Raw genomic sequence first — 18276 nt, forward strand, 5'->3', positions numbered from 1 at the left:
GCTAAAACTTGTGGCATGATCATCCGCCACACGTTTTCCTCGCCCGATGCAACCGCCGCCTTCGCGCGGGCGCTGGCACCAACCTTACAGGCCGGAGACGTGGTTCTTCTGAGCGGTGCAATCGGCGCGGGAAAGACCCATTTCGCACGCAGCCTGATCCAGGCACGGCTGACAGCGGCAGGGCGGTTCGAGGATGTGCCATCCCCCACCTTCACCCTGGTTCAGACCTATGACGATGGGGTTGGCGAACTGTGGCACGCCGATCTTTACCGCCTGACCCACCCGGACGAGGTTGAGGAGTTGGGGTTGATCGATGCCTTTGAAACCGCGATCTGCCTGGTCGAATGGCCCGACCGCCTGGGCGACCTGATCCCGCGCACCGCCTTGACGCTGGAGCTCAACGCGACCGAAACACCGGGTGAACGGATCATAGTGGCAACTGGTCCGCCGCCCTGGGAGGCCCGTGTGAAGGCCGCGCTCGATGCCTGATCGGGCCCGCGATATCGCCGCGTTCCTGGCTGGCGCCGGATGGGCTGACGCCACGCGCACGCCGCTGGCCGGGGATGCCTCGGCCCGGCGATATGAACGCCTGACCCAAGGTGCGGAAAGTGCGATCCTGATGGACGCCCCCCCGGCGGCGGGTAACGACACCCGGCCCTTCGCCCGGATCGGCAAACATCTTCTGGGCGGCGGCCTGAGTGCCCCGCACATCCTTGCCCATGATCCAGCCTTGGGGTTGATGCTTCTGGAAGACCTTGGCGACGCCCTGTTCGCCCACGTGATGGCGCAGGATCCGTTCCAGGAACGGGCGCTCTACTTCGCCGCCGTCGACGCGCTTGCTGCCTTGCATCGCCTTCCGATCCCGCACGGCGTTCCCAGCTTTACCCCGCGCCAAATGGCCGAAATGACCGACCCGGCTTTCCTTTGGTATGCAAAAGGCATCACCGGCACGGCGGCCGGGCTGAATGAGGTCATCGACCAACTTGAAACCCACCTGAAAGCGGCCCAGACCGCGCCGGTTCTTGCCCTGCGCGACTTTCACGCCGAAAACCTGCTGTGGCTGCCCGACCGCGACGGGGTGCAGCGCGTTGGCCTACTGGATTTCCAGGACGGCTTTGCGGGTCACCCGGCCTATGACCTCGTATCCCTGACCGAGGACGCGCGGCGAGACGTCGACCCGACGCTGGCCGATGACCTGCTGGCGCACTACATCGCCCAAACCGGCCAGGATACCGCCGCATTTCGCCAGGCCGCCGCCACCAGCGCCGCCCAGCGCAACCTGCGCATTCTGGGCGTGTTCGCCCGCCTGTCTCTGCACTTTGGCAAACCGGATTATGTCGACCTGATCCCACGTGTCTGGGATCAACTGCAACGTGACCTGAGCCAGCCGCACCTGCGTGACCTGCGCGACCTGATCACGGTGCACCTGCCCGCCCCCAGCCCCGAAAACCTGCAAATTCTGAGGGACAAATGCGCCACCATCCCGACGCTGTGATGATCTTTGCCGCGGGCTTTGGCACCCGGATGGGGGCGTTGACGCGCGCGACGCCCAAGCCGCTGATCAAGGTGGCTGGCCGACCATTGATCGACCATGCGCTGGACCTGACGCGCGACATCGGCACGGTGGTTGCCAACACGCATTATCTGCCCGAACAGCTGTCCGCTCATCTTGCCCCCAAGGGCGTGCTGCTGTCGCATGAGGCCGAGATTCTCGAGACCGGAGGTGGTCTGCGTGCAGCATTGCCGCTTTTGGGTTCGGGGCCGGTGTTCACGCTGAACTCCGACGCGGTCTGGGCCGGAGCCAACCCGCTGACCAGCCTTTCCCAACACTGGAATCCCGATGAGATGGACGCGCTTTTGATGCTAATCCCCCGTAAACATGCGCTGGGTCATGCTGGAGAAGGGGATTTCATGATCGACGAAAACGGACGTCTGGAACGCGGACCCGGCCTGATCTACTCTGGTACGCAGATTATCAAGACAAGCCTTTTGAGCCAGATTGAGGATGACGTGTTTTCCCTGAACCTGCTGTGGAACATAATGGCCAAAAGGGACCGCCTGTTCGGAATGGTCCACGACGGCAAGTGGTGCGATGTCGGGTCTCCCGAAGGGATCGTCAGGGCCGAGACCATGTTGCGCGATGTTTGACCCCGCGCCCTCCCCCCGACTTTTCGGCTTGGCCCCCGGCGTGGATTTCCCCGCCGCCGTGGTCCGTGGCCTGACCGACAGATTTCGCGACCAACCGCCCGAGGCGCTGGCACGGGTCGAGCTTTACGTGAACACCCGCCGGATGCAGCGACGCATTCGTGAGCTGTTCGACGCCGGACCCGCGCTTTTGCTGCCCCGCATTCGACTGGTGACGGACCTGTCCGGCGACCTGATTGCCGCCGACATTCCGCCCGCAGTTTCGCCCCTGCGCAGGCGGTTGGAGCTGTCGCAGCTCATCGCCGACCTGCTGGATCGCGAACCCGATCTTGCCCCCCGCGCCGCGATCTATGATCTGGCCGACAGCCTTGCGGGGTTGATGGACGAAATGCAGGGCGAAGGCGTCGACCCGGCGGCCATCCACGCCCTGGACGTCAGCGACCAATCCGGGCATTGGGCGCGCAGCTTGGCCTTCGTTTCCATCGTCGAGCGGTTCTTTGGCGAACACAGCACCGAAGCCCCAGACACCGAGGCGCGGCAACGCCGCGTGGTCGAACGCTTGGTCGAGCGCTGGAAACACACGCCCCCGGATCACCCCGTGATCGTCGCGGGTTCGACTGGGTCGCGCGGCGCCACGGGGCTGTTCATGCGCGCGGTGGCTGGGCTGCCTCAGGGTGCGCTGATCTTGCCGGGGTTTGATTTCGACCTGCCCTGCCCGGTCTGGTCCGCCCTTGATGACGCGATGGCCAGCGAGGACCACCCGCAATACCGCTTCGCTCACCTGATGCGCGGCTTGAACGTCCGCCCAGAGGACGTCCGCCCCTGGACCGAAGACACTGCACCGAACCCGGCCCGCAACCGGCTTTTGTCCCTTGCGCTGCGCCCCGCGCCAGTCACGGATCAATGGCAGACCGAAGGCGGAGCGTTTGACGGCATTGACCAGGCCACCGATCGCATGACGTTGATCGAGGCATCCTCACCCCGAGGTGAGGCCAGCGCGATTGCCCTTGTCCTGCGCAAAGCCGTCGAGGACGGGCGCCGCGCCGCCCTGATCACTCCCGACCGCACGCTGACGCGGCAGGTCACCGCGGCGCTGGACCGGTGGCGAATCGAACCTGACGACAGCGCCGGGCGGCCGCTGCCTCTGACCGCGCCGGGCCGGTTCCTGCGCCATGTGGCAGAGCTTTTCGGGCAACGCCTGACAGCCCCCGCCTTGCTGACCCTGCTGAAACATCCGCTGACAAACACCGGCGGTGACGGGCGCGGCGATCATTTGCGGTGGACGCGCGACCTTGAACTGGAACTCTTGCGCCCCGGCCTTCCGTTTCCGGGCCCCGACGACTTGACCGTCTGGTGCGAGGCCAGGCACGAAGACGACGCGCCACGTCGTGACTGGGCACTTTGGATCGGGGAACTTCTGTGTGGCCACGAAGACCCTGGCAAGCGCGACCTGACCGACCACCTGTCGGAGCATCTGCGGATTGCCCGCGCTCTGGCTGCTGGGCCCGATGACAGCGGCACCGGCGAGTTGTGGGAAAAACCCGCGGGACAGGAGGCATTGCGCGTCGTGACCACGCTGGAGCGCGAAGCCGAGTTCGGCGGCCGTTTTACCCCCAGCGACTATCGCGATCTGTTCATGGCGGTGCTGAATTCCGGCGAAGCGCGCGACCCCGTGTCGCCGCATCCCGACGTGATGATCTGGGGCACGCTTGAGGCCCGCGTACAGGGCGCCGACCTGGTGATCCTGGCCGGGCTGAACGATGGTATCTGGCCCGAGACCCCCTCGGCCGACCCGTGGATGAACCGCAAGATGCGCCATGATGCCGGGCTGCTTCTGCCCGAACGTCGCGTCGGCCTGTCGGCGCACGATTTCCAACAGGCGATCGCGGCGGACGAGGTCATCCTGACCCGCGCCATCCGCGATGCAGAGAGCGAAACAGTGCCGTCACGCTGGGTCAACCGGCTGACCAACCTGCTGGGTGGCATGTCGGATGAGGGCGCGGCGGCCCTTACTGCGATGCGGGCGCGGGGGCGGGACTGGCTTGATCTGGCTCAGGTGCTGGACCTGCCACCCATCGGCACGGTCCCACCCGCCAATCGGCCGTCACCGCAGCCGCCGGTTGTGGCCCGGCCCGATCAGCTTTCTGTCACTCGCATCTCGAAGCTGATCCGCGATCCCTATTCGATCTATGCCGAGCGTATCCTGAAGCTGCGGCCGCTGGACCCGCTGAACCACCAGCCCGACGCGCCCCTGCGCGGCACCATCCTGCACCATGTTCTGGAGCGCTTCATAACCGAACGCACCGACATGGGCCGCGCGGCAGACCGTGCCCTGTTGATGCAGATCGCGGATGAGGTTCTGGCAACGGACGCCCCCTGGCCCGCCACCCGTGCGCTGTGGAAGGCAAAACTGGCTCGTGTCGCCGACTGGTTTCTGGATCAGGAGGACGCCCGACGCAGCTGGTCGCGCAATCTGGCAAACGAGGTCCGGGCGCGGTTCACTTTTCAGGACATCGGCTTCACCCTGACCGGCTATGCCGACCGGATCGACAAGGCGCATGACGGCAGTTTGGTGATCTATGACTACAAGACTGGCGCGCCGCCCAGTGCCGAAATGCAGGAACATTTCGACAAGCAGCTTCTGCTCGAAGCAGTGATCGCCGAAGCGGGCGGGTTCGAAGGGCTCGCACCCGAAACCGTTTCTTCGGTCGCCTATATCGGGCTGGGGTCATCGCCCAAGGAGGCCCGGGTCGATCTTGAGCCCAACAATGTGCGCGAAATCGCAGACGAGTTCTGCGCCCTCATCCGGCGGTATCAAGACCGCGACCAAGGCTATACCTCGCGCCGCGCCGTGTATCGCATGCGTTTTGCCGGGGATCATGACCACCTGGCGCGCGCGGGCGAATGGGACGATAGCCAGGACCCCGTGCCCGAGGAGGTTGGAGAATGACCGCCCCCACCGCCGCAAGTCAGCGCCAGATCGACGCCGCAAGCCCGCAGACAAGCACCTGGCTGGCCGCCAATGCGGGATCCGGCAAAACCCGCGTTCTGACCGACCGCGTGGCACGGCTTTTGCTGGGTGGAGTGTCACCGCAAAACATCCTGTGCCTGACCTATACCAAGGCCGCCGCCAGTGAGATGCAGAACCGTCTGTTCGCCCGGCTCGGCGACTGGGCGATGAAGGACGACGACGCCTTGCACGCCGCGCTGGCGGAACTTGGCGTTGAGGAAACCGACGACCTGCCGCGCGCGCGTCGCCTGTTCGCCCGTGCCATCGAAACGCCGGGTGGGTTGAAGATCCAGACGATCCACTCGTTCTGCTCATCGCTCCTGCGCCGCTTCCCGCTTGAGGCCGGCGTGTCCCCGCAATTCACCGAAATGGACGAACGCGCGGCCAAGATTCTGCAAGGCGAGATCGTCGAACAGATGGCGGACGGCCCTGACCGGGCGCTGGTCGACACATTGGCGTCGTTTTATACCGGCGAGGATTTCTCGGCCCTGACCGCGCAAATCGCCGATAACCGGCTATCGTTCTCCGCGCCTGGTGACGCAGGCGAAATCTGGTCCTGGTTCGACCTTGCGCCCGGATTTGACGAAGGCGCCGCGGTTGCGATGGCCTTTGACGGGCAGGAGCAGGCGCTGATCAAACAAGCTGGCCCGATCCTGGCGCAGCAAAGCCCAACGATGGTGACCCTGGCGCAGGGGTTGGCCGAGCTGAACCTGAGCCAGCCGGACCGCATAACGCTCGACACGCTATTTAACCTGTTTCTCCGCAAAGCCGACAACGTGCCCAAAACCGGCTCGGTTCCGACCAAGAAAGGGCAAGAAGCCCTAGGTCCACTCCTGGCCCCCTTCCATGCCTTCATGGAGCGGGTTGGTGCCGCAAAGTCGGCTTTAAACAGTCTCTATTCCGCCGAAAAAACACTTGCGCTACACCGCTTTGCCCATCGTTTCGTGGCCCAGTATGAGGATCGGAAACAGGACCGAGGCTGGCTGGACTTCGACGACCTGATCCAGAAGGCCGGTCAGCTTTTGACCGACCCGGCGGTTGCGGGCTGGGTGCTGTATCGTCTTGACGGCGGCATCGATCACATTCTGGTCGACGAAGCGCAAGACACCAGCCCCGCGCAATGGAGGGTGATCGACCGGCTCGCGGCCGAGTTTACCAGTGGCGAAGGTGCCAAATCCGATATTGAGCGCACGATCTTTGTCGTGGGTGACCCCAAACAGTCGATCTATTCATTTCAGGGCGCCGACCCTTCCGAGTTCTCCCGCATGCGCGATCATTTCGACGACGGCTTGCGGCAAGTCCAGCAGCCGTTTCAAAGCATGCAACTGGAATACTCCTTCCGCTCGTCCCCAGCGATTCTCGCGCTTGTCGACATGACCCTGCACGGGCACGACGGGCTGGGGGACAGCTTCAAGCATCGCGCCTTTTTCGGGGACAAACCCGGGCGCGTCGATCTGTGGCCGGCCCGTGAAAAAGTCACCCATGACGAAACCCGGAACTGGTATGATCCGGTCGATCAACCAACACCCGAGGATCACAACGTAAGTCTTGCGCGCGAAATTGCACAAGATATCGCCGACAAACTGGAAGCAGGCTCTATTTCGCCTGAAAACAAGGGGCCGCGCCGGATTGAACCCGGCGATATCATGGTGCTTGTACGCCGCCGGTCCCCCCTGTTCTTCGAAATCATACGCGCCTGCAAGGAGCGTGGACTTCCAATTGCCGGGGCCGATCTGCTTCGTATTGGTGGCGAACTGGCGGTGAAGGATCTGATTGCGCTGCTTACCTTCTTGGCCACGCCAGAAGACAGCCTGTCACTTGCCGCTGCGCTGAAATCCCCCTTGTTTGGTTGGGGCGAGGGCGACTTGTATGACCTGGCCCAGGGCCGCGAGAACAAGTTTCTGTGGCGCGAGCTGGCTGACAAGGTTGAGGCCTTCCCGGAAACGGTGAGCATCCTGCACGACCTGCGCAATGCGGCAGATTTTCTGCGCCCCTATGACCTTCTGGAGCGCATTCTGACCCGCCATCGCGGGCGATGGAACCTGTTGGCCCGTCTTGGGCCCGAGGCCGAAGACGGTGTTGATGCCCTGCTGTCCCAGGCGCTCGCCTTCGAACGTATGCAAGTGCCCAGCCTGACCGGGTTCCTGATGTGGCTTGAGGCCGAGGACGTGAAGATCAAGCGTCAGGTTGATCAGGCGTCGAACCAGATCCGGGTGATGACCATCCACGGCTCAAAGGGGCTTGAGGCACCGATCGTTTATTTGCCCGACACGACCAAGCCACGGCACGGAAATCGCAGCGAGCTGGTCCGGATCGAGGGTGGCAATCTGGTCTGGAAGCCGCCGTCGGCAATGTCCCCGCCGGCTGTGCGCAGCGCACTGGATGAAATCAAGACACGTGATCATGAGGAATGGACCCGGCTGCTTTACGTGGCCATGACGCGGGCCGAACAATGGCTGATTGTCACCGCGGCGGGGGATGTCGGCGAAGACGGGGACAGCTGGTATCGCATGGTCGAAACCGGGTTGAAAAGGGCCGGGGCCGTGACCCTTGACGCGCCCTCCGGCGAAGGGTTGCGATATGAGGTCGGAGAATGGCCCAGCGCGCCGAAAGAGGCGGCCACGAGGGACGTCAACCAGGCTCCAATCCTGCCCGATTGGGCGCAGACGCAGGCAAGAACGCCCAAGGAAGATCAGCAAAAGCCCCTGTCGCCATCGGCCCTGGGCGGTGCGAAAATCATCGGGGGGGACGACGGTGCGACCACCGCAGAGGTCGCCATGAGGCGCGGCTCGCACATTCATGCGCTTCTTGAACATTTGCCCGCGCATTCCCGCGATCATTGGGCCGCGCGAGCCAAAGACCTTTTGACCACCGGAGAGGACCCGGCCACGCCCGACGAGATCGCCGAAGCGCTGGATGAGGCGAGAGGCGTGCTCACCTCCCCGGACCTGGCCCACTTGTTTCACCCTGAAACCCTTGCCGAGGTTGATGTGACTGCAGCCATCCCGACGCTGGGCGACCGGCGGCTTCACGGGGCGATCGACCGGCTGGTCGTGACCGACGACCACATCCTGGCAGTGGATTTCAAGACCAATGCCACGGTTCCGACCCGGCCAGATCAGACCCCAGAAGGGCTTTTACGCCAGATGGGGGCCTATCTGGCCGCGCTTGAACAGATCTATCCGACCCGGAAGATCCGCACCGCGATCCTGTGGACTCGCACGGCAGAACTCATGCACTTACCCAACGATCTTGTGATGTGCGCGTTTGGTCGCCTTGACGATCCCGACGCCGGTTCATAGGTTCACCACCAACACATAATTCCCTAGGAGCACAAGATATGGCAACTGTCGCAGTCACAGACGCAACCTTTGACGAAGAAGTCCGCAACTCGTCCATCCCCGTCGTGGTGGATTTTTGGGCCGAATGGTGTGGGCCCTGCAAGCAGATCGGCCCAGCGCTGGAAGAGCTTTCCGCAGAATATGACGGCAAAATCAAGATCGTGAAGGTCAATGTCGACGAGAACCCGAACTCCCCCGCCCAAATGGGTGTGCGCGGCATTCCCGCCCTGTTCCTGTTCAAGGACGGCCAGGTCGTGTCGAACAAGATCGGTGCCGCACCCAAGGCCGCACTTCAGGGTTGGATCGACGAAGCAATCTGATCTTTCCCCAGGCGAACAAAAAAAACCCCGCTCGAATGAGCGGGGTTTTTTTGTTTCAGCCTGTATCGCTCAGATCAAGAGGACCTGTGTGCCGTGTTTGGTCAGCCCGTACAACTCTTCGATATGTTCGTTGTAAAGACCAATGCAGCCGTTCGACGACCGACGCCCGATCTTGCGCGTGTCGTGCGTGCCGTGGATGCGATAATACTTCCACGACAGATACAGGGCATGCGTTCCCAGGGGGTTATCGGGGCCGGGCGGGATATAGCTGGGCCATTCCGGATTGCGAACGCGCATCGCCGGGGTCGGCGACCAACTGGGCCCTTCGACCTTGCGAATGATCGAGGTGCGGCCGCGACGGGTCAGGTCCTCGGTCAGCGGCACGGAGGACGGATAGAGCTTGTAAATCGCCTCATCCTCGGACCAGAAATGAAGCGCCCGCGACGTCGTATCGACCAGAATTGCACCGTTTTTCAGGCTGCTGAAATAGGGGCGCCATTCCAGCGAGCGGAAGCTGGAGATGTTACGGCGCACCGTTTCCGTCACCTCTTCCTCAATCTCAGTCGAATCCTCGGTCTGCGCCAAGGCTGGCATGGTCAGACCGCCAGCGGCAGCTAGCGTCGTCCCAAGGAACACGCGGCGGTTAAACTTGTCTTGATCGTCCTGCGACATCTCGCATCTCCGGAACCAGGAAATTCAATAAACCGTTATATATGACCCGAAAGTCGCAGTCGCAAATCAAACAAGCGTCATTTCGCCAGAATCAACCGGTCTGGGTTTGATTGGCCACGCTTCTGTCTATAGGAATTGCTGGAACTTGTCCTTTAGGTGAATGATCGATGAAACGACTGATTTTGGTTCTGGTTGCCGCAATTATTGGCCTTTCCGCCTGCGATACGCCGACAGGAATGCCGATGGGCACAGACGGAAAACCGTTGCCCAAGCTTTACAAGATTTCATCGCGCAATGCGTCAAAAGTGCAGTTCAGCATGCTTGATTCGGTCAACGCGCTACGACTGGCTGCCGGGGCAACCGAGGTATCGTTTGACAGCAAACTGAACGCCGCCGCCGCCACCCATGCACGCGACATGTCTGTGCAGAACCGGCCCTGGCATTTCGGGTCCGACGGGTCGTCACCTCTGGACCGTGTGGCGCGCCTTGGCTATCCGGGCATCATGCTTGGCGAAAACATCTCGGAGACCTTCGAGACCGAGCTGGAAACCTTGTCCGCCTGGATGGATCAGAAGGACACGCGCGACGTGATCCTGGATCCGCGCGCAACCAACATGGGGTTTGCATGGCATCAGGAATCGAACGGCAAGATCTGGTGGACACTGCTGATGGGCAGCTAAGTCTGCCTCAAGGATAGATATCGATCGGCGTGCCGGTGCGCACCATCGCGTAAATCGTTTCGATCTCTCTGTTTTCCACAGCGATACAACCGGCCGTCCAATCGGGTCCTTTCGGGTCAATCGGCCGACGTCCCCCGTGGATGAAAATATCGCCCCCGGCGCTGCGACCTTTTGACGATGCAATCGCACGGTCCTGCGGGTTGGGATAGGATATGCCCAGGCTGCGGTGAAACAGGCTGTTGGGATTGCGGCGGTCGATGTAATATCGGCCTTCCGGCGTGCGCCCATCGCCCTCAAAGCTCTTGTCGCCCTCTGGCGCAAACCCCAATTCCACATCGTAGGATTTAATCGCGGTGTTACCGTGCATGAGGAAAAGCTTGCGCTCTTCTTTCAGCACAATGACGCGGGTGACCGCGGGGCCACGATAGGTTTTTGAGGTTGAGCAAGATGCCAGGCCCAAAAGCCCGACCACCGCCACCATCATAACAAGGATGCGCATACTGCTGCCCGATCGTTTGTTTTTTTGGGTCATACAGGAAACCCACGTTCTGAAAAAGCCCCCGGCGATCACGTTTCAGCGGGTAAGCGCCGCTGCCACTTCGACATGGGTCGACCAACGAAACTGATCAACCACCTGAACCGGGCCCAGTTTGAACCCCGCATCGCGCAATACGGCGACGTCACGGGCAAAGCTGACGGGATTGCAGGACACCATCGCCAGACGTGTGAGTTTTGAAGCCGCAATCTCGGCAATCTGAGCCTCGGCACCAGCACGAGGCGGGTCGATGATAGCCGCATCAAACCGGTTCAGCTCATCTGGCAGCAAAGGGCGGCGGAACAGATCGCGCGTTTCGGTTGAAACGTGCTTCAACCCCTGCGCCTTGCGCCAACCGGCATCCAGCGCACTCATCATGCTCTCAAGTCCCTCGACCGCGTGGACCTCACTGTCTTGGGCAACCGGAAGGGTGAACGTGCCGCAGCCGGCAAACAAATCAACGACGCGCCGCGCACCCTGAACCGCATCGCGCACGACGGTCAAAAGCGCCTGCTCTCCAGACTTCGTGGCCTGAAGGAATGCGCCAGGTGGAGGTACCACTTGCGCCTTGCCAAACAGTTGAACAGGGGCGTGGCGTTCCACGACCAATTCGCCGTCCCAGGCCAGGCGCGCCAAACCATGTTCACCCGCAAGCTGCGCCAAGCCGACCTCAAGATGTCGATCCAGTGGTTTACCACCGTTCACTGCGACATCCACACCCGCGATCGATTGTGTGATCGTTGCGCTCATTTCACCCTTGCGCGACCCACCCAGAACCGCCAGCGCCTCAAGCGCAGGAAAACTCGCGGTCAAATCCGGGTGCAGCAAAAGGCAATCGGGAACGGCGGTCAGGACATCGGACCGTGGCGCATGAAAGCCGACCAAGGCCCCTTTCTTCGTGCGCCGCATCGACATCGTCGCCCGGCGGCGTTCATGCGGTAAAGACGTCTCTATTCCAGCCAAATCCGCCGATATCCCGTGGGCCGTCAGGGCCGCGCGCACGACATCCGATTTCCACCCGGCCACGAAATCATCCGCCGCATGTTGCATCGCACAGCCGCCACAGGCCCTCACGTGCCGACACGGCGGCCGAACCCGGTTGGGCGACGGGGTCAAGATGCGGGGGCTGGCAATTCGATCCCCGTCCAACGTGCCCTCGATCACCTCACCTGGGAGAGTGCGCGCGGCAAAGATTGGTCCTTCGGCGATCCCGTCCCCAAGGTGGCCCAATCGCATAATGGTCGCTTCGGTCATGACAACAAGGCCTCCCGGTCCAGGGCAAAGCCTGACTTGATCCAGCGTGATTCAATTTCGGTCAAACGCGCGCCCAGCGCAGCGCCTTGCAGGTCTGGCATCAGGTCGCGGGCGGACACCGGAAAGGTACCCTGTGCCGCTGCGCCTTGAGCAAGCGCGCGCTCCAGCGTCCCGGAAACCTGCGCATCCGACAGCGCGGCCCGCAACAGCGCGATATCCCGCGCAGCCTCGGTGCCATATCGGTATGCAAGTTCACGCGCATCACGCCCCGACCCGATCTCTTCCAGCATCCGCGACAGGTCGCGTTCTTCTGCTTTCGACAACCGAAGTCCGTCCTTCTGATCTTCTCCGCCCAGACACGCCAGTCGCCGCATTGCGGACGGGGCAACGCCATTGGCTTGCTCCACATGGATCAGGATCGGGAGAAACTGCGCGTCTGCCCCTGCCAAAACCTGGGCCAGAACACCGCTTTTCGCCATGGAAGCTACCGATTGCGCAGGGTTAGGCGCAGCCAACAGCCGCTTCATCTCGGCGCCAACCCTTTCGCGCGAAAGCGTCTCTATTCCGGCCGAATGTGCCGCAACTGCCGCCAAGCCATCCGCATCCAGACCGCCCTCTGGATCGCCATACCAGGCGTGAAACCGGAAGAACCGAAGAATGCGCAGGTAATCCTCGCGGATACGCTGTTCTGCATCATCAATGAACCGCACCCGCCGCGCCGATAGGTCAGGCAGGCCCTTCAGCGGATCAACCACCGTGCCATCGGGGCGGGCATATAGCGCGTTCATGGTGAAATCACGCCGATGCGCGTCATCTTCGACACGGCTGGCAAACGCGACCGTCGCACGTCGGCCATCGGTTTCGACATCCTTGCGAAAGGTCGTGACTTCAAACGGGTGGTGATCGACAACCACAGTGACCGTGCCGTGGTCATAGCCTGTCGGAACCGGCTTGAACCCAGCCTGCGTCGCAAGCTCGATGACCTGGTCCGGCGTCGCGTCCGTGGTCAGGTCGATGTCCGCGATCGGCGCGCCCAACAGTTCGTTCCGCACGCAACCCCCGACGAACAGCGCCTGATGACCTGCATCGGTCAACATTGCACAAACGGCCTGCGCCTGCGGTTGGATCAGCCAGTCCGAGGCGATCTTCGTCATACCGCCACCCGCTCGGCCAAGGCGCGCAGAATGCGCGCGGTGGCACCCCAGATGTAATAGGGGCCGAACGGAACGGTGTAATAGTACCGCCGCTGTCCCTGCCAGATCCGGCTTTCGACTTTGAACCGGGCCGGGTCGGCCAGATGTGCGAAGGGAACGGTGAAGACTTCCGCCACCTCACCTGCTTCGGGAATTGGGTCAAAAGCGTCTCTAATCCGTCCCAAAACCGGGGTGACGGTGAAGGATGTCACGGTTTCGTGGCTGGGCAGCGTGCCGAACACCTCGACATTGTCGCGCCGCAGCCCGATCTCTTCTTCGGCCTCACGCAGGGCTGCGGCCTGAACATCCGCGTCCCCCGCATCGACCTTTCCACCGGGAAAGGCGATCTGCCCAGGATGGTGTTTCAGCGCTGATGAGCGTTTGGTCAGCACAACGCGAAGGTCATCCCCCACCTGCAAGAACGGCACCAAAACCGCCGCAGGCCGCAGCTTGCGCCCCGCGGGCAGCACAACATCCGGGTTCAGATCGAAATCCGACGACGTGGCGCCGGGCTGACCCAACGCCGCGCGGATGGGGACAATGGGATCAGCCGTCATCGCCCTTGGCCTCAAACCCCAACATGCTGGGATCGAATTCGAAATGCGCGCCGCAGAACTGGCAATCTGCGGTGACGATCCCATCGTCGGTCGTCATGTGTGCAATGTCCTTCTGGCTGTAGATCGACAGGCTTTCGACAACCTTTTGCTCGGAACAGGTGCATCCGAACTTGACCGCCTGCGGATCAAATACGCGCGGCTCTTCTTCGTGGAACAACCGAACCAGCAGTTCGGTGGGCTGGACCGTGGGGCCGACCAGCTCCAGATCCTCGACCGTATCCAACAGGATGTTCGCGCGGTTCCAGTTCTCCTGATCACCGTCATTCAGAAGGTCGACCGCCTCAAGCAACCCGTCCTCGCCAGAGCCACCTTCACCCGTGACAAAGGGCGAGGCTTTCGGCATGTGCTGCAACATCACGCCACCCGCGCGCCAGCCTTCCGGGCCACCGGGCAGGGTCGAGCGGCCGAACGACAGGCTGAACCGCGTCGGCAATTGCTCGGACTGGGCGAAATAAGTCTGGGCGCAATCGGACAGGGACGCGCCGGCGATCGGCGTCATACCGGTATAGGGCTTTTGCTCGCCGCCCTGGTGGATCAGCACCGCGAAAAAGCCGTCGCCGATTTGCTCAAACGCCGGGCCGGTCGGGTCCAGCCGCTCTTCATCATAGCTGGCCCAGGCGCGGACGCGGGCGGGTTCCCCTTCCGCTTCGGGCGCATAGTAATCGGTGGCGATCAGGCGTGCGGCACCTTTGCCCCGGATTTGTAGCGACAGCTTCCACTGCATCTTGATCGTCTGACCAATCATCGCGGTCAGCATCGCGGCTTCGGCCACCAGCGCTTCGATCGCCGGAGGGTAGTCGTGCTGCGACAGAAGTTGATCCAGCACGCCGTCCAGGCGCAGCACCCGCCCGCGCACGTCCGAACGGTCGAGTTGAAATGGCAGGATGGTGTCATCCCAGGCGATCTGTGATCCAAGGGTCATTGGGTTTCCTAAAGGTGTTCAGCTTGGCATACCGCGTCTATATGGGGGCGGCAACCTGGGGGAAAAGGGATGATCCGGCGATTTGGCGAATCGGTGCAGGCCGGCCGGCGGTATACGCGGCGCCCGGGCGTCTATGCAATCCTGCCGCGTGGGGGTCGGATGCTGTTGACCTATCAGGGGCCCCCACATGATGAAATCCAGCTGCCGGGCGGAGGGATCGATCCGGGCGAATCCCCGCTTGCCGCGCTGCATCGTGAGGTGTTTGAGGAAACCGGGTGGCGTATCGCCCGTCCCCGTCGTCTGGGTGCCTTTCGCCGCTTCACCTTCATGCCGGAATACGACCTGTGGGCAGAGAAACTGTGCCACATTTTCGTTGCCCGCCCGGTGCGCAGACTGGGACCACCAACGGAACCGGATCACGATCCTGTCTGGGTCGATATCGACGGTGCCGCCCGGATTTTGGCGAACGACGGCGATCGGGACTTTGTGGCGCGCTATTTCGGCTGAGGCTGAAACTCGATCATCGTGCCGGACAGATCATCACCGAAGTCCTGACTGCCGCAGAACATGTCCAGATCCCAAACCAGCGCCTCAAAGAAATCGCCGCCATCAAGGTCGGCGTTTTGCATGACCAAGCGTTCCAGCCCATCTTCCTCCAGCTGGACACCAGCATCATTCTCACATTCGGTGAAGCCGTCGGAATAGAAAAACAACCGGTCCCCCGGTGACAGATGAACCGTGAACTGATCGTAGTCCGCGTCGGGGATAAGGCCGATGGGCAAACCACCCTCGCCGACATACTCCATCGTACCATCGGCATGCAGTATGGCAGGATTCGGGTGGCCACATTGCGTGAGATCAACCCGCCCGGTTTCAAGGTCGATACATCCCAACAGCAGCGTGCAATAGAGGTCCGATTGCATCTCCTCCAGCATCAGATCGTTCAGGAGGATAGCCACCTCATGCGGCGGACGGGACACATAGGTGCCATCGGTATCACGCACCAATGCGATGTTCTGTTCGGGCGCCCCGTCGGACAAATACGACGCCAGCCGCGCGGTCAGAAGCGCCGAGGCGATGCCGTGGCCGGATACGTCGATCGAATAGACCGCAACCTTGTTCGGACCGGCCTTGAAGAATCCAACAAGGTCCCCGCCAACATGGCCGCAGGGCTTCAACAACAGCGACAGCTGCGCGGTGCCAAAGTCACGGAACCGTTCACGCACCAGAGATTGCTGCATCTTGCGTGCTTCGATCAGGTCGCGATCGAGCGACTCATACAGCGCGCTGATTTCGGCAAGCGTCGTGCTGACCAGCCGGTTCTTTTCCTGAAGCTCCCGTTCCATCCGCAGAATGCGGTCACCGGCGGCGATGCGGGCGCGCAATTCCTCTGGGTTCGGGGGTTTGTTCAGGAAATCATCCGCCCCCACATCCAACCCTTGGGCCACCGCGCCCTTTTCGGTCTTAGAGGTCAGCAGGATGAAATATGTATAGGTATCGCGCTGAAGATCGCGCAGTGCTTGACACAGTTCCAGCCCGTCCATGCCGGGCATCATCCAGTCGCTCAGGATCAAGTCCACATCGTCGATTTCAAGACACGCCAACGCCTCACCACCTGAACCGGCTTCAATCACCTGGTAGCCCTGCCGGGTCAAAGATGCGCTGAGCACACGGAGTTGCGCCCGGCTGTCATCGACAACCAGGATCGTGCGAACCGCACTTTCGCCCCTTGATTCAGTGATCGGGGCCTCATGTGAGACCAAAGCACTCACGACAAAACCTTCTTTCGTTACCAGACCGGTGGGTCCAGGCCGTGGTTTACCCCACCGCGGTTTAACAGGCGTTTAATGCTAAAATTGCAATTGAATCTGCGGGTTGGATAACGTGATGTTAAGGCAGGCCGGTCAAGGTGGCACAACTGATCTGGAGGCCAGGATGATAAGCTGGGACCGTGTGAACGAGCTGCGCGATGAAATTGGCGAAGAAGATTTCGCCGAGGTGGCCGAAATGTTCCTGGAAGAGGTCGAACAGGTCATCGACCGCCTGCGCAGAGATCCAAAGCCGGAATTGTTCGAACAAGACCTGCATTTCCTGAAAAGTTCATCATTAAATCTGGGATTTGAGGCGCTGTCGAAGCTCTGCCACGATGGCGAACGGCAAGCGGCGACCGGTCACGCGGACAATGTTCAACTGGGCCCGGTTTTTGAAACCTATGCAGCGTCGAAACAAGCCTTCGCCACTAGATGACGAATTCTGCCACCGTTTCATCGTTGGTAATATCGGTATAGGCGAATCCCGCCTCATTCAGCTTTCCAAACAACAGGTCGAAGTTTTTCGGCAGCTTTGTTTCGATCCCGATCAAGACTGTCCCGAAGTTGCGCGCGGACTTCTTCAGGTATTCGAATCTTGCGATATCATCGTCCGGCCCCAGCATTTCCAGGAAATCGCGAAGCGCACCGGGGCGTTGCGGCAGCCGTAGCAGGAAATACTTTTTCAGACCCGAAAACCGCTGCGCGCGCTCCTTCACTTCTGGCAACCGCTCAAAATCGAAATTACCGCCCGACGTGACACAAACCACGCTTTTGCCCCGAATTTGTTCGGCCAAGTCGCCCAGCGCATCGATCGACAAAGCGCCTGCGGGTTCCAGCACCACACCTTCGACGTTCAGCATGTCCAGAATGGTTGTGCAGATGCGATCCTCAGGCGCGGCCAGCACGTGATCCACCGGCGTGTTTTTCAAAGCCTCAAAAGTCAGCGCGCCAATCCGCGCCACCGCCGCCCCGTCAACGAAGCTGTCCACCTTGGACAGGGACACAGGATTGCCCGACAGCAACGCCGCCGCCAAGCTGGCGCCACCCGCCGGTTCGACATATCGGATCGCAGTGTTGGGGGACGCGTCCCGCAGATACCGGGTGATGCCAGCCGACAAGCCACCCCCGCCGACAGGCAGCACGATCATGTCCGGCGCATGCCCCAACTGGGTCATCACCTCGGCGGCCACAGAGGCCTGGCCCTCGATCACGTCAGCGTCGTCAAACGGCGATAAGAAGTGCCCGCTCGCCTCTGTGCAATACGCCTGCGCCGCGGCCAGGGTGTCGTCAAAATAGTCCCCGATCAGGCGAATCTCGATCGCGTCGCCGCCAAAGATCCGCGTCTTGTCGATCTTCTGCTGCGGCGTGGTCACCGGCATGAAGATCACCGCCCTGACCCCGAAATGGCGCGCAACAAAGGCCACGCCCTGCGCATGATTTCCCGCGCTTGCACAGACGAACAGACGCCGTTTCGGGTCGACGGCCAGCACCTTGCGCATCGCATTCAGCGCGCCGCGGATCTTATAAGATCGCACCGGCGACAAATCTTCGCGCTTCAGCCAGATGTCAGCACCATATCGCGCGGACAGGTGGTCGTTCCGCTGCAAGGGCGTTGCGGGAAACAACGCCCGTATCTCATGCTCGGCGCCATGCGCCTTGTCGGTAAAATCGCTCATACCCCGCAGTTTGCGGTTTTCCGCCGTACTGGCAAGCGGGGATCCCCCACTGCCACACTTTCGCCTATAAACTGCTCCATCTTTGCCTTTACTATCCGTT

At 61.7% G+C, this 18276-nt stretch carries 17 protein-coding genes; 9 read left to right on the forward strand and 8 right to left on the reverse strand.

Annotation, left to right across the window (positions count from 1 at the left end; translation table 11 throughout):
- Window positions 1–15 precede the first annotated feature (15 nt).
- The 6 genes from tsaE to trxA are packed head-to-tail and all read left to right on the forward strand — an operon-like array spanning window position 16 to window position 8816.
- Window positions 16–489 (forward strand): tRNA (adenosine(37)-N6)-threonylcarbamoyltransferase complex ATPase subunit type 1 TsaE, encoded by a 474-nt coding sequence (tsaE, locus tag MN188_RS11590; protein ID WP_242109237.1) that lies wholly within the window; start codon window positions 16–18, stop codon window positions 487–489.
- Window positions 482–1495 carry an aminoglycoside phosphotransferase family protein gene (locus MN188_RS11595; protein WP_242109238.1) on the forward strand — a complete coding sequence of 338 codons (1014 nt, stop codon included), beginning with the start codon at window positions 482–484 and terminating at the stop codon, window positions 1493–1495. The genes tsaE and MN188_RS11595 overlap by 8 nt, the downstream gene beginning before the upstream one ends.
- Window positions 1471–2148, forward strand: coding sequence for a nucleotidyltransferase family protein (locus MN188_RS11600; protein ID WP_242109239.1), 678 nt, complete (start codon window positions 1471–1473; stop codon window positions 2146–2148). Before MN188_RS11595 ends, MN188_RS11600 begins: the two co-directional genes overlap by 25 nt.
- Window positions 2141–5095 carry a double-strand break repair protein AddB gene (addB, locus tag MN188_RS11605; protein WP_242109240.1) on the forward strand — a complete coding sequence of 985 codons (2955 nt, stop codon included), beginning with the start codon at window positions 2141–2143 and terminating at the stop codon, window positions 5093–5095. Before MN188_RS11600 ends, addB begins: the two co-directional genes overlap by 8 nt.
- Window positions 5092–8457, forward strand: coding sequence for a double-strand break repair helicase AddA (gene addA / locus MN188_RS11610; protein WP_242109241.1), 3366 nt, complete (start codon window positions 5092–5094; stop codon window positions 8455–8457). Before addB ends, addA begins: the two co-directional genes overlap by 4 nt.
- Window positions 8458–8495: 38 nt before the next feature.
- Window positions 8496–8816: a thioredoxin gene (trxA, locus tag MN188_RS11615; RefSeq protein ID WP_242109242.1), complete on the forward strand. Its 321-nt coding sequence runs from the start codon at window positions 8496–8498 to the stop codon at window positions 8814–8816.
- Window positions 8817–8885: 69 nt separating this feature from the next.
- On the opposite strand, the gene MN188_RS11620 is transcribed toward trxA, so the two are convergent.
- The gene (locus MN188_RS11620; protein WP_242109243.1) at window positions 8886–9488 is read right to left on the reverse strand and encodes a L,D-transpeptidase; all 603 of its coding nucleotides are present in this window, start codon (window positions 9486–9488) and stop codon (window positions 8886–8888) included.
- A gap of 167 nt (window positions 9489–9655) precedes the next feature.
- Here MN188_RS11620 and dalA point away from each other — a divergent pair, with 167 nt between their 5' ends.
- Window positions 9656–10168 carry a divisome-associated lipoprotein DalA gene (gene dalA / locus MN188_RS11625; RefSeq protein ID WP_242109244.1) on the forward strand — a complete coding sequence of 171 codons (513 nt, stop codon included), beginning with the start codon at window positions 9656–9658 and terminating at the stop codon, window positions 10166–10168.
- Between the two features lie 7 nt (window positions 10169–10175).
- Here the strand turns inward: dalA and MN188_RS11630 are convergent, their stop codons facing one another.
- The 5 genes from MN188_RS11630 to hslO all read right to left on the reverse strand — a co-directional run bounded on the left by MN188_RS11630 (window position 10176) and on the right by hslO (window position 14689).
- Window positions 10176–10667, reverse strand: a complete 492-nt coding sequence (locus tag MN188_RS11630) for a L,D-transpeptidase family protein (RefSeq protein ID WP_242109245.1) — start codon at window positions 10665–10667, stop codon at window positions 10176–10178.
- A 75-nt stretch (window positions 10668–10742) separates the two neighbouring features.
- Window positions 10743–11957, reverse strand: a complete 1215-nt coding sequence (locus tag MN188_RS11635; protein ID WP_242109246.1) for a class I SAM-dependent RNA methyltransferase — start codon at window positions 11955–11957, stop codon at window positions 10743–10745.
- Window positions 11954–13111: a CCA tRNA nucleotidyltransferase gene (locus tag MN188_RS11640; protein WP_242109247.1), complete on the reverse strand. Its 1158-nt coding sequence runs from the start codon at window positions 13109–13111 to the stop codon at window positions 11954–11956. Before MN188_RS11640 ends, MN188_RS11635 begins: the two co-directional genes overlap by 4 nt.
- Window positions 13108–13707, reverse strand: a complete 600-nt coding sequence (locus MN188_RS11645; RefSeq protein WP_242109248.1) for a CoA pyrophosphatase — start codon at window positions 13705–13707, stop codon at window positions 13108–13110. The genes MN188_RS11640 and MN188_RS11645 overlap by 4 nt, the downstream gene beginning before the upstream one ends.
- Window positions 13697–14689: an Hsp33 family molecular chaperone HslO gene (gene hslO, locus MN188_RS11650; RefSeq protein WP_242109250.1), complete on the reverse strand. Its 993-nt coding sequence runs from the start codon at window positions 14687–14689 to the stop codon at window positions 13697–13699. The genes MN188_RS11645 and hslO overlap by 11 nt, the downstream gene beginning before the upstream one ends.
- A 69-nt stretch (window positions 14690–14758) precedes the next feature.
- Between hslO and MN188_RS11655 the strand changes: the two genes are divergently transcribed.
- Window positions 14759–15196 carry an NUDIX hydrolase gene (locus tag MN188_RS11655; protein ID WP_242109251.1) on the forward strand — a complete coding sequence of 146 codons (438 nt, stop codon included), beginning with the start codon at window positions 14759–14761 and terminating at the stop codon, window positions 15194–15196.
- Here the strand turns inward: MN188_RS11655 and MN188_RS11660 are convergent.
- Entirely contained in the window at window positions 15184–16461 is a 1278-nt protein-coding gene (locus tag MN188_RS11660) for a PP2C family protein-serine/threonine phosphatase (protein ID WP_242109252.1), read from the reverse strand. The two genes, MN188_RS11655 and MN188_RS11660, sit on opposite strands and share 13 nt — an antisense overlap.
- 163 nt (window positions 16462–16624) lie before the next feature.
- Here MN188_RS11660 and MN188_RS11665 point away from each other — a divergent pair, with 163 nt between their 5' ends.
- Window positions 16625–16936: an Hpt domain-containing protein gene (locus tag MN188_RS11665; RefSeq protein ID WP_242109253.1), complete on the forward strand. Its 312-nt coding sequence runs from the start codon at window positions 16625–16627 to the stop codon at window positions 16934–16936.
- On the opposite strand, the gene ilvA is transcribed toward MN188_RS11665, so the two are convergent.
- Window positions 16929–18176 (reverse strand): threonine ammonia-lyase IlvA, encoded by a 1248-nt coding sequence (gene ilvA / locus MN188_RS11670; RefSeq protein ID WP_242109254.1) that lies wholly within the window; start codon window positions 18174–18176, stop codon window positions 16929–16931. The two genes, MN188_RS11665 and ilvA, sit on opposite strands and share 8 nt — an antisense overlap.
- Window positions 18177–18276 lie beyond the last annotated feature (100 nt).

This window comes from Aliiroseovarius subalbicans (assembly GCF_022678625.1).
Classification (GTDB): Bacteria; Pseudomonadota; Alphaproteobacteria; order Rhodobacterales; family Rhodobacteraceae; genus Aliiroseovarius_A; species Aliiroseovarius_A subalbicans.

Coding starts and splice junctions, on each gene's coding strand:
- addB (WP_242109240.1), top strand. CDS start 2,141: ATGTTTGACCCCGCGCCCTCCCCCCGACTTTTCGGCTTGGCCCCCGGC.
- MN188_RS11645 (WP_242109248.1), bottom strand. CDS start 13,707: ATGACGGCTGATCCCATTGTCCCCATCCGCGCGGCGTTGGGTCAGCCC.
- MN188_RS11595 (WP_242109238.1), top strand. CDS start 482: ATGCCTGATCGGGCCCGCGATATCGCCGCGTTCCTGGCTGGCGCCGGA.
- hslO (WP_242109250.1), bottom strand. CDS start 14,689: ATGACCCTTGGATCACAGATCGCCTGGGATGACACCATCCTGCCATTT.
- MN188_RS11620 (WP_242109243.1), bottom strand. CDS start 9,488: ATGTCGCAGGACGATCAAGACAAGTTTAACCGCCGCGTGTTCCTTGGG.
- dalA (WP_242109244.1), top strand. CDS start 9,656: ATGAAACGACTGATTTTGGTTCTGGTTGCCGCAATTATTGGCCTTTCC.
- MN188_RS11665 (WP_242109253.1), top strand. CDS start 16,625: ATGATAAGCTGGGACCGTGTGAACGAGCTGCGCGATGAAATTGGCGAA.
- ilvA (WP_242109254.1), bottom strand. CDS start 18,176: ATGAGCGATTTTACCGACAAGGCGCATGGCGCCGAGCATGAGATACGG.
- tsaE (WP_242109237.1), top strand. CDS start 16: ATGATCATCCGCCACACGTTTTCCTCGCCCGATGCAACCGCCGCCTTC.
- MN188_RS11635 (WP_242109246.1), bottom strand. CDS start 11,957: ATGACCGAAGCGACCATTATGCGATTGGGCCACCTTGGGGACGGGATC.
- addA (WP_242109241.1), top strand. CDS start 5,092: ATGACCGCCCCCACCGCCGCAAGTCAGCGCCAGATCGACGCCGCAAGC.
- MN188_RS11600 (WP_242109239.1), top strand. CDS start 1,471: ATGCGCCACCATCCCGACGCTGTGATGATCTTTGCCGCGGGCTTTGGC.
- trxA (WP_242109242.1), top strand. CDS start 8,496: ATGGCAACTGTCGCAGTCACAGACGCAACCTTTGACGAAGAAGTCCGC.
- MN188_RS11640 (WP_242109247.1), bottom strand. CDS start 13,111: ATGACGAAGATCGCCTCGGACTGGCTGATCCAACCGCAGGCGCAGGCC.
- MN188_RS11655 (WP_242109251.1), top strand. CDS start 14,759: ATGATCCGGCGATTTGGCGAATCGGTGCAGGCCGGCCGGCGGTATACG.
- MN188_RS11630 (WP_242109245.1), bottom strand. CDS start 10,667: ATGCGCATCCTTGTTATGATGGTGGCGGTGGTCGGGCTTTTGGGCCTG.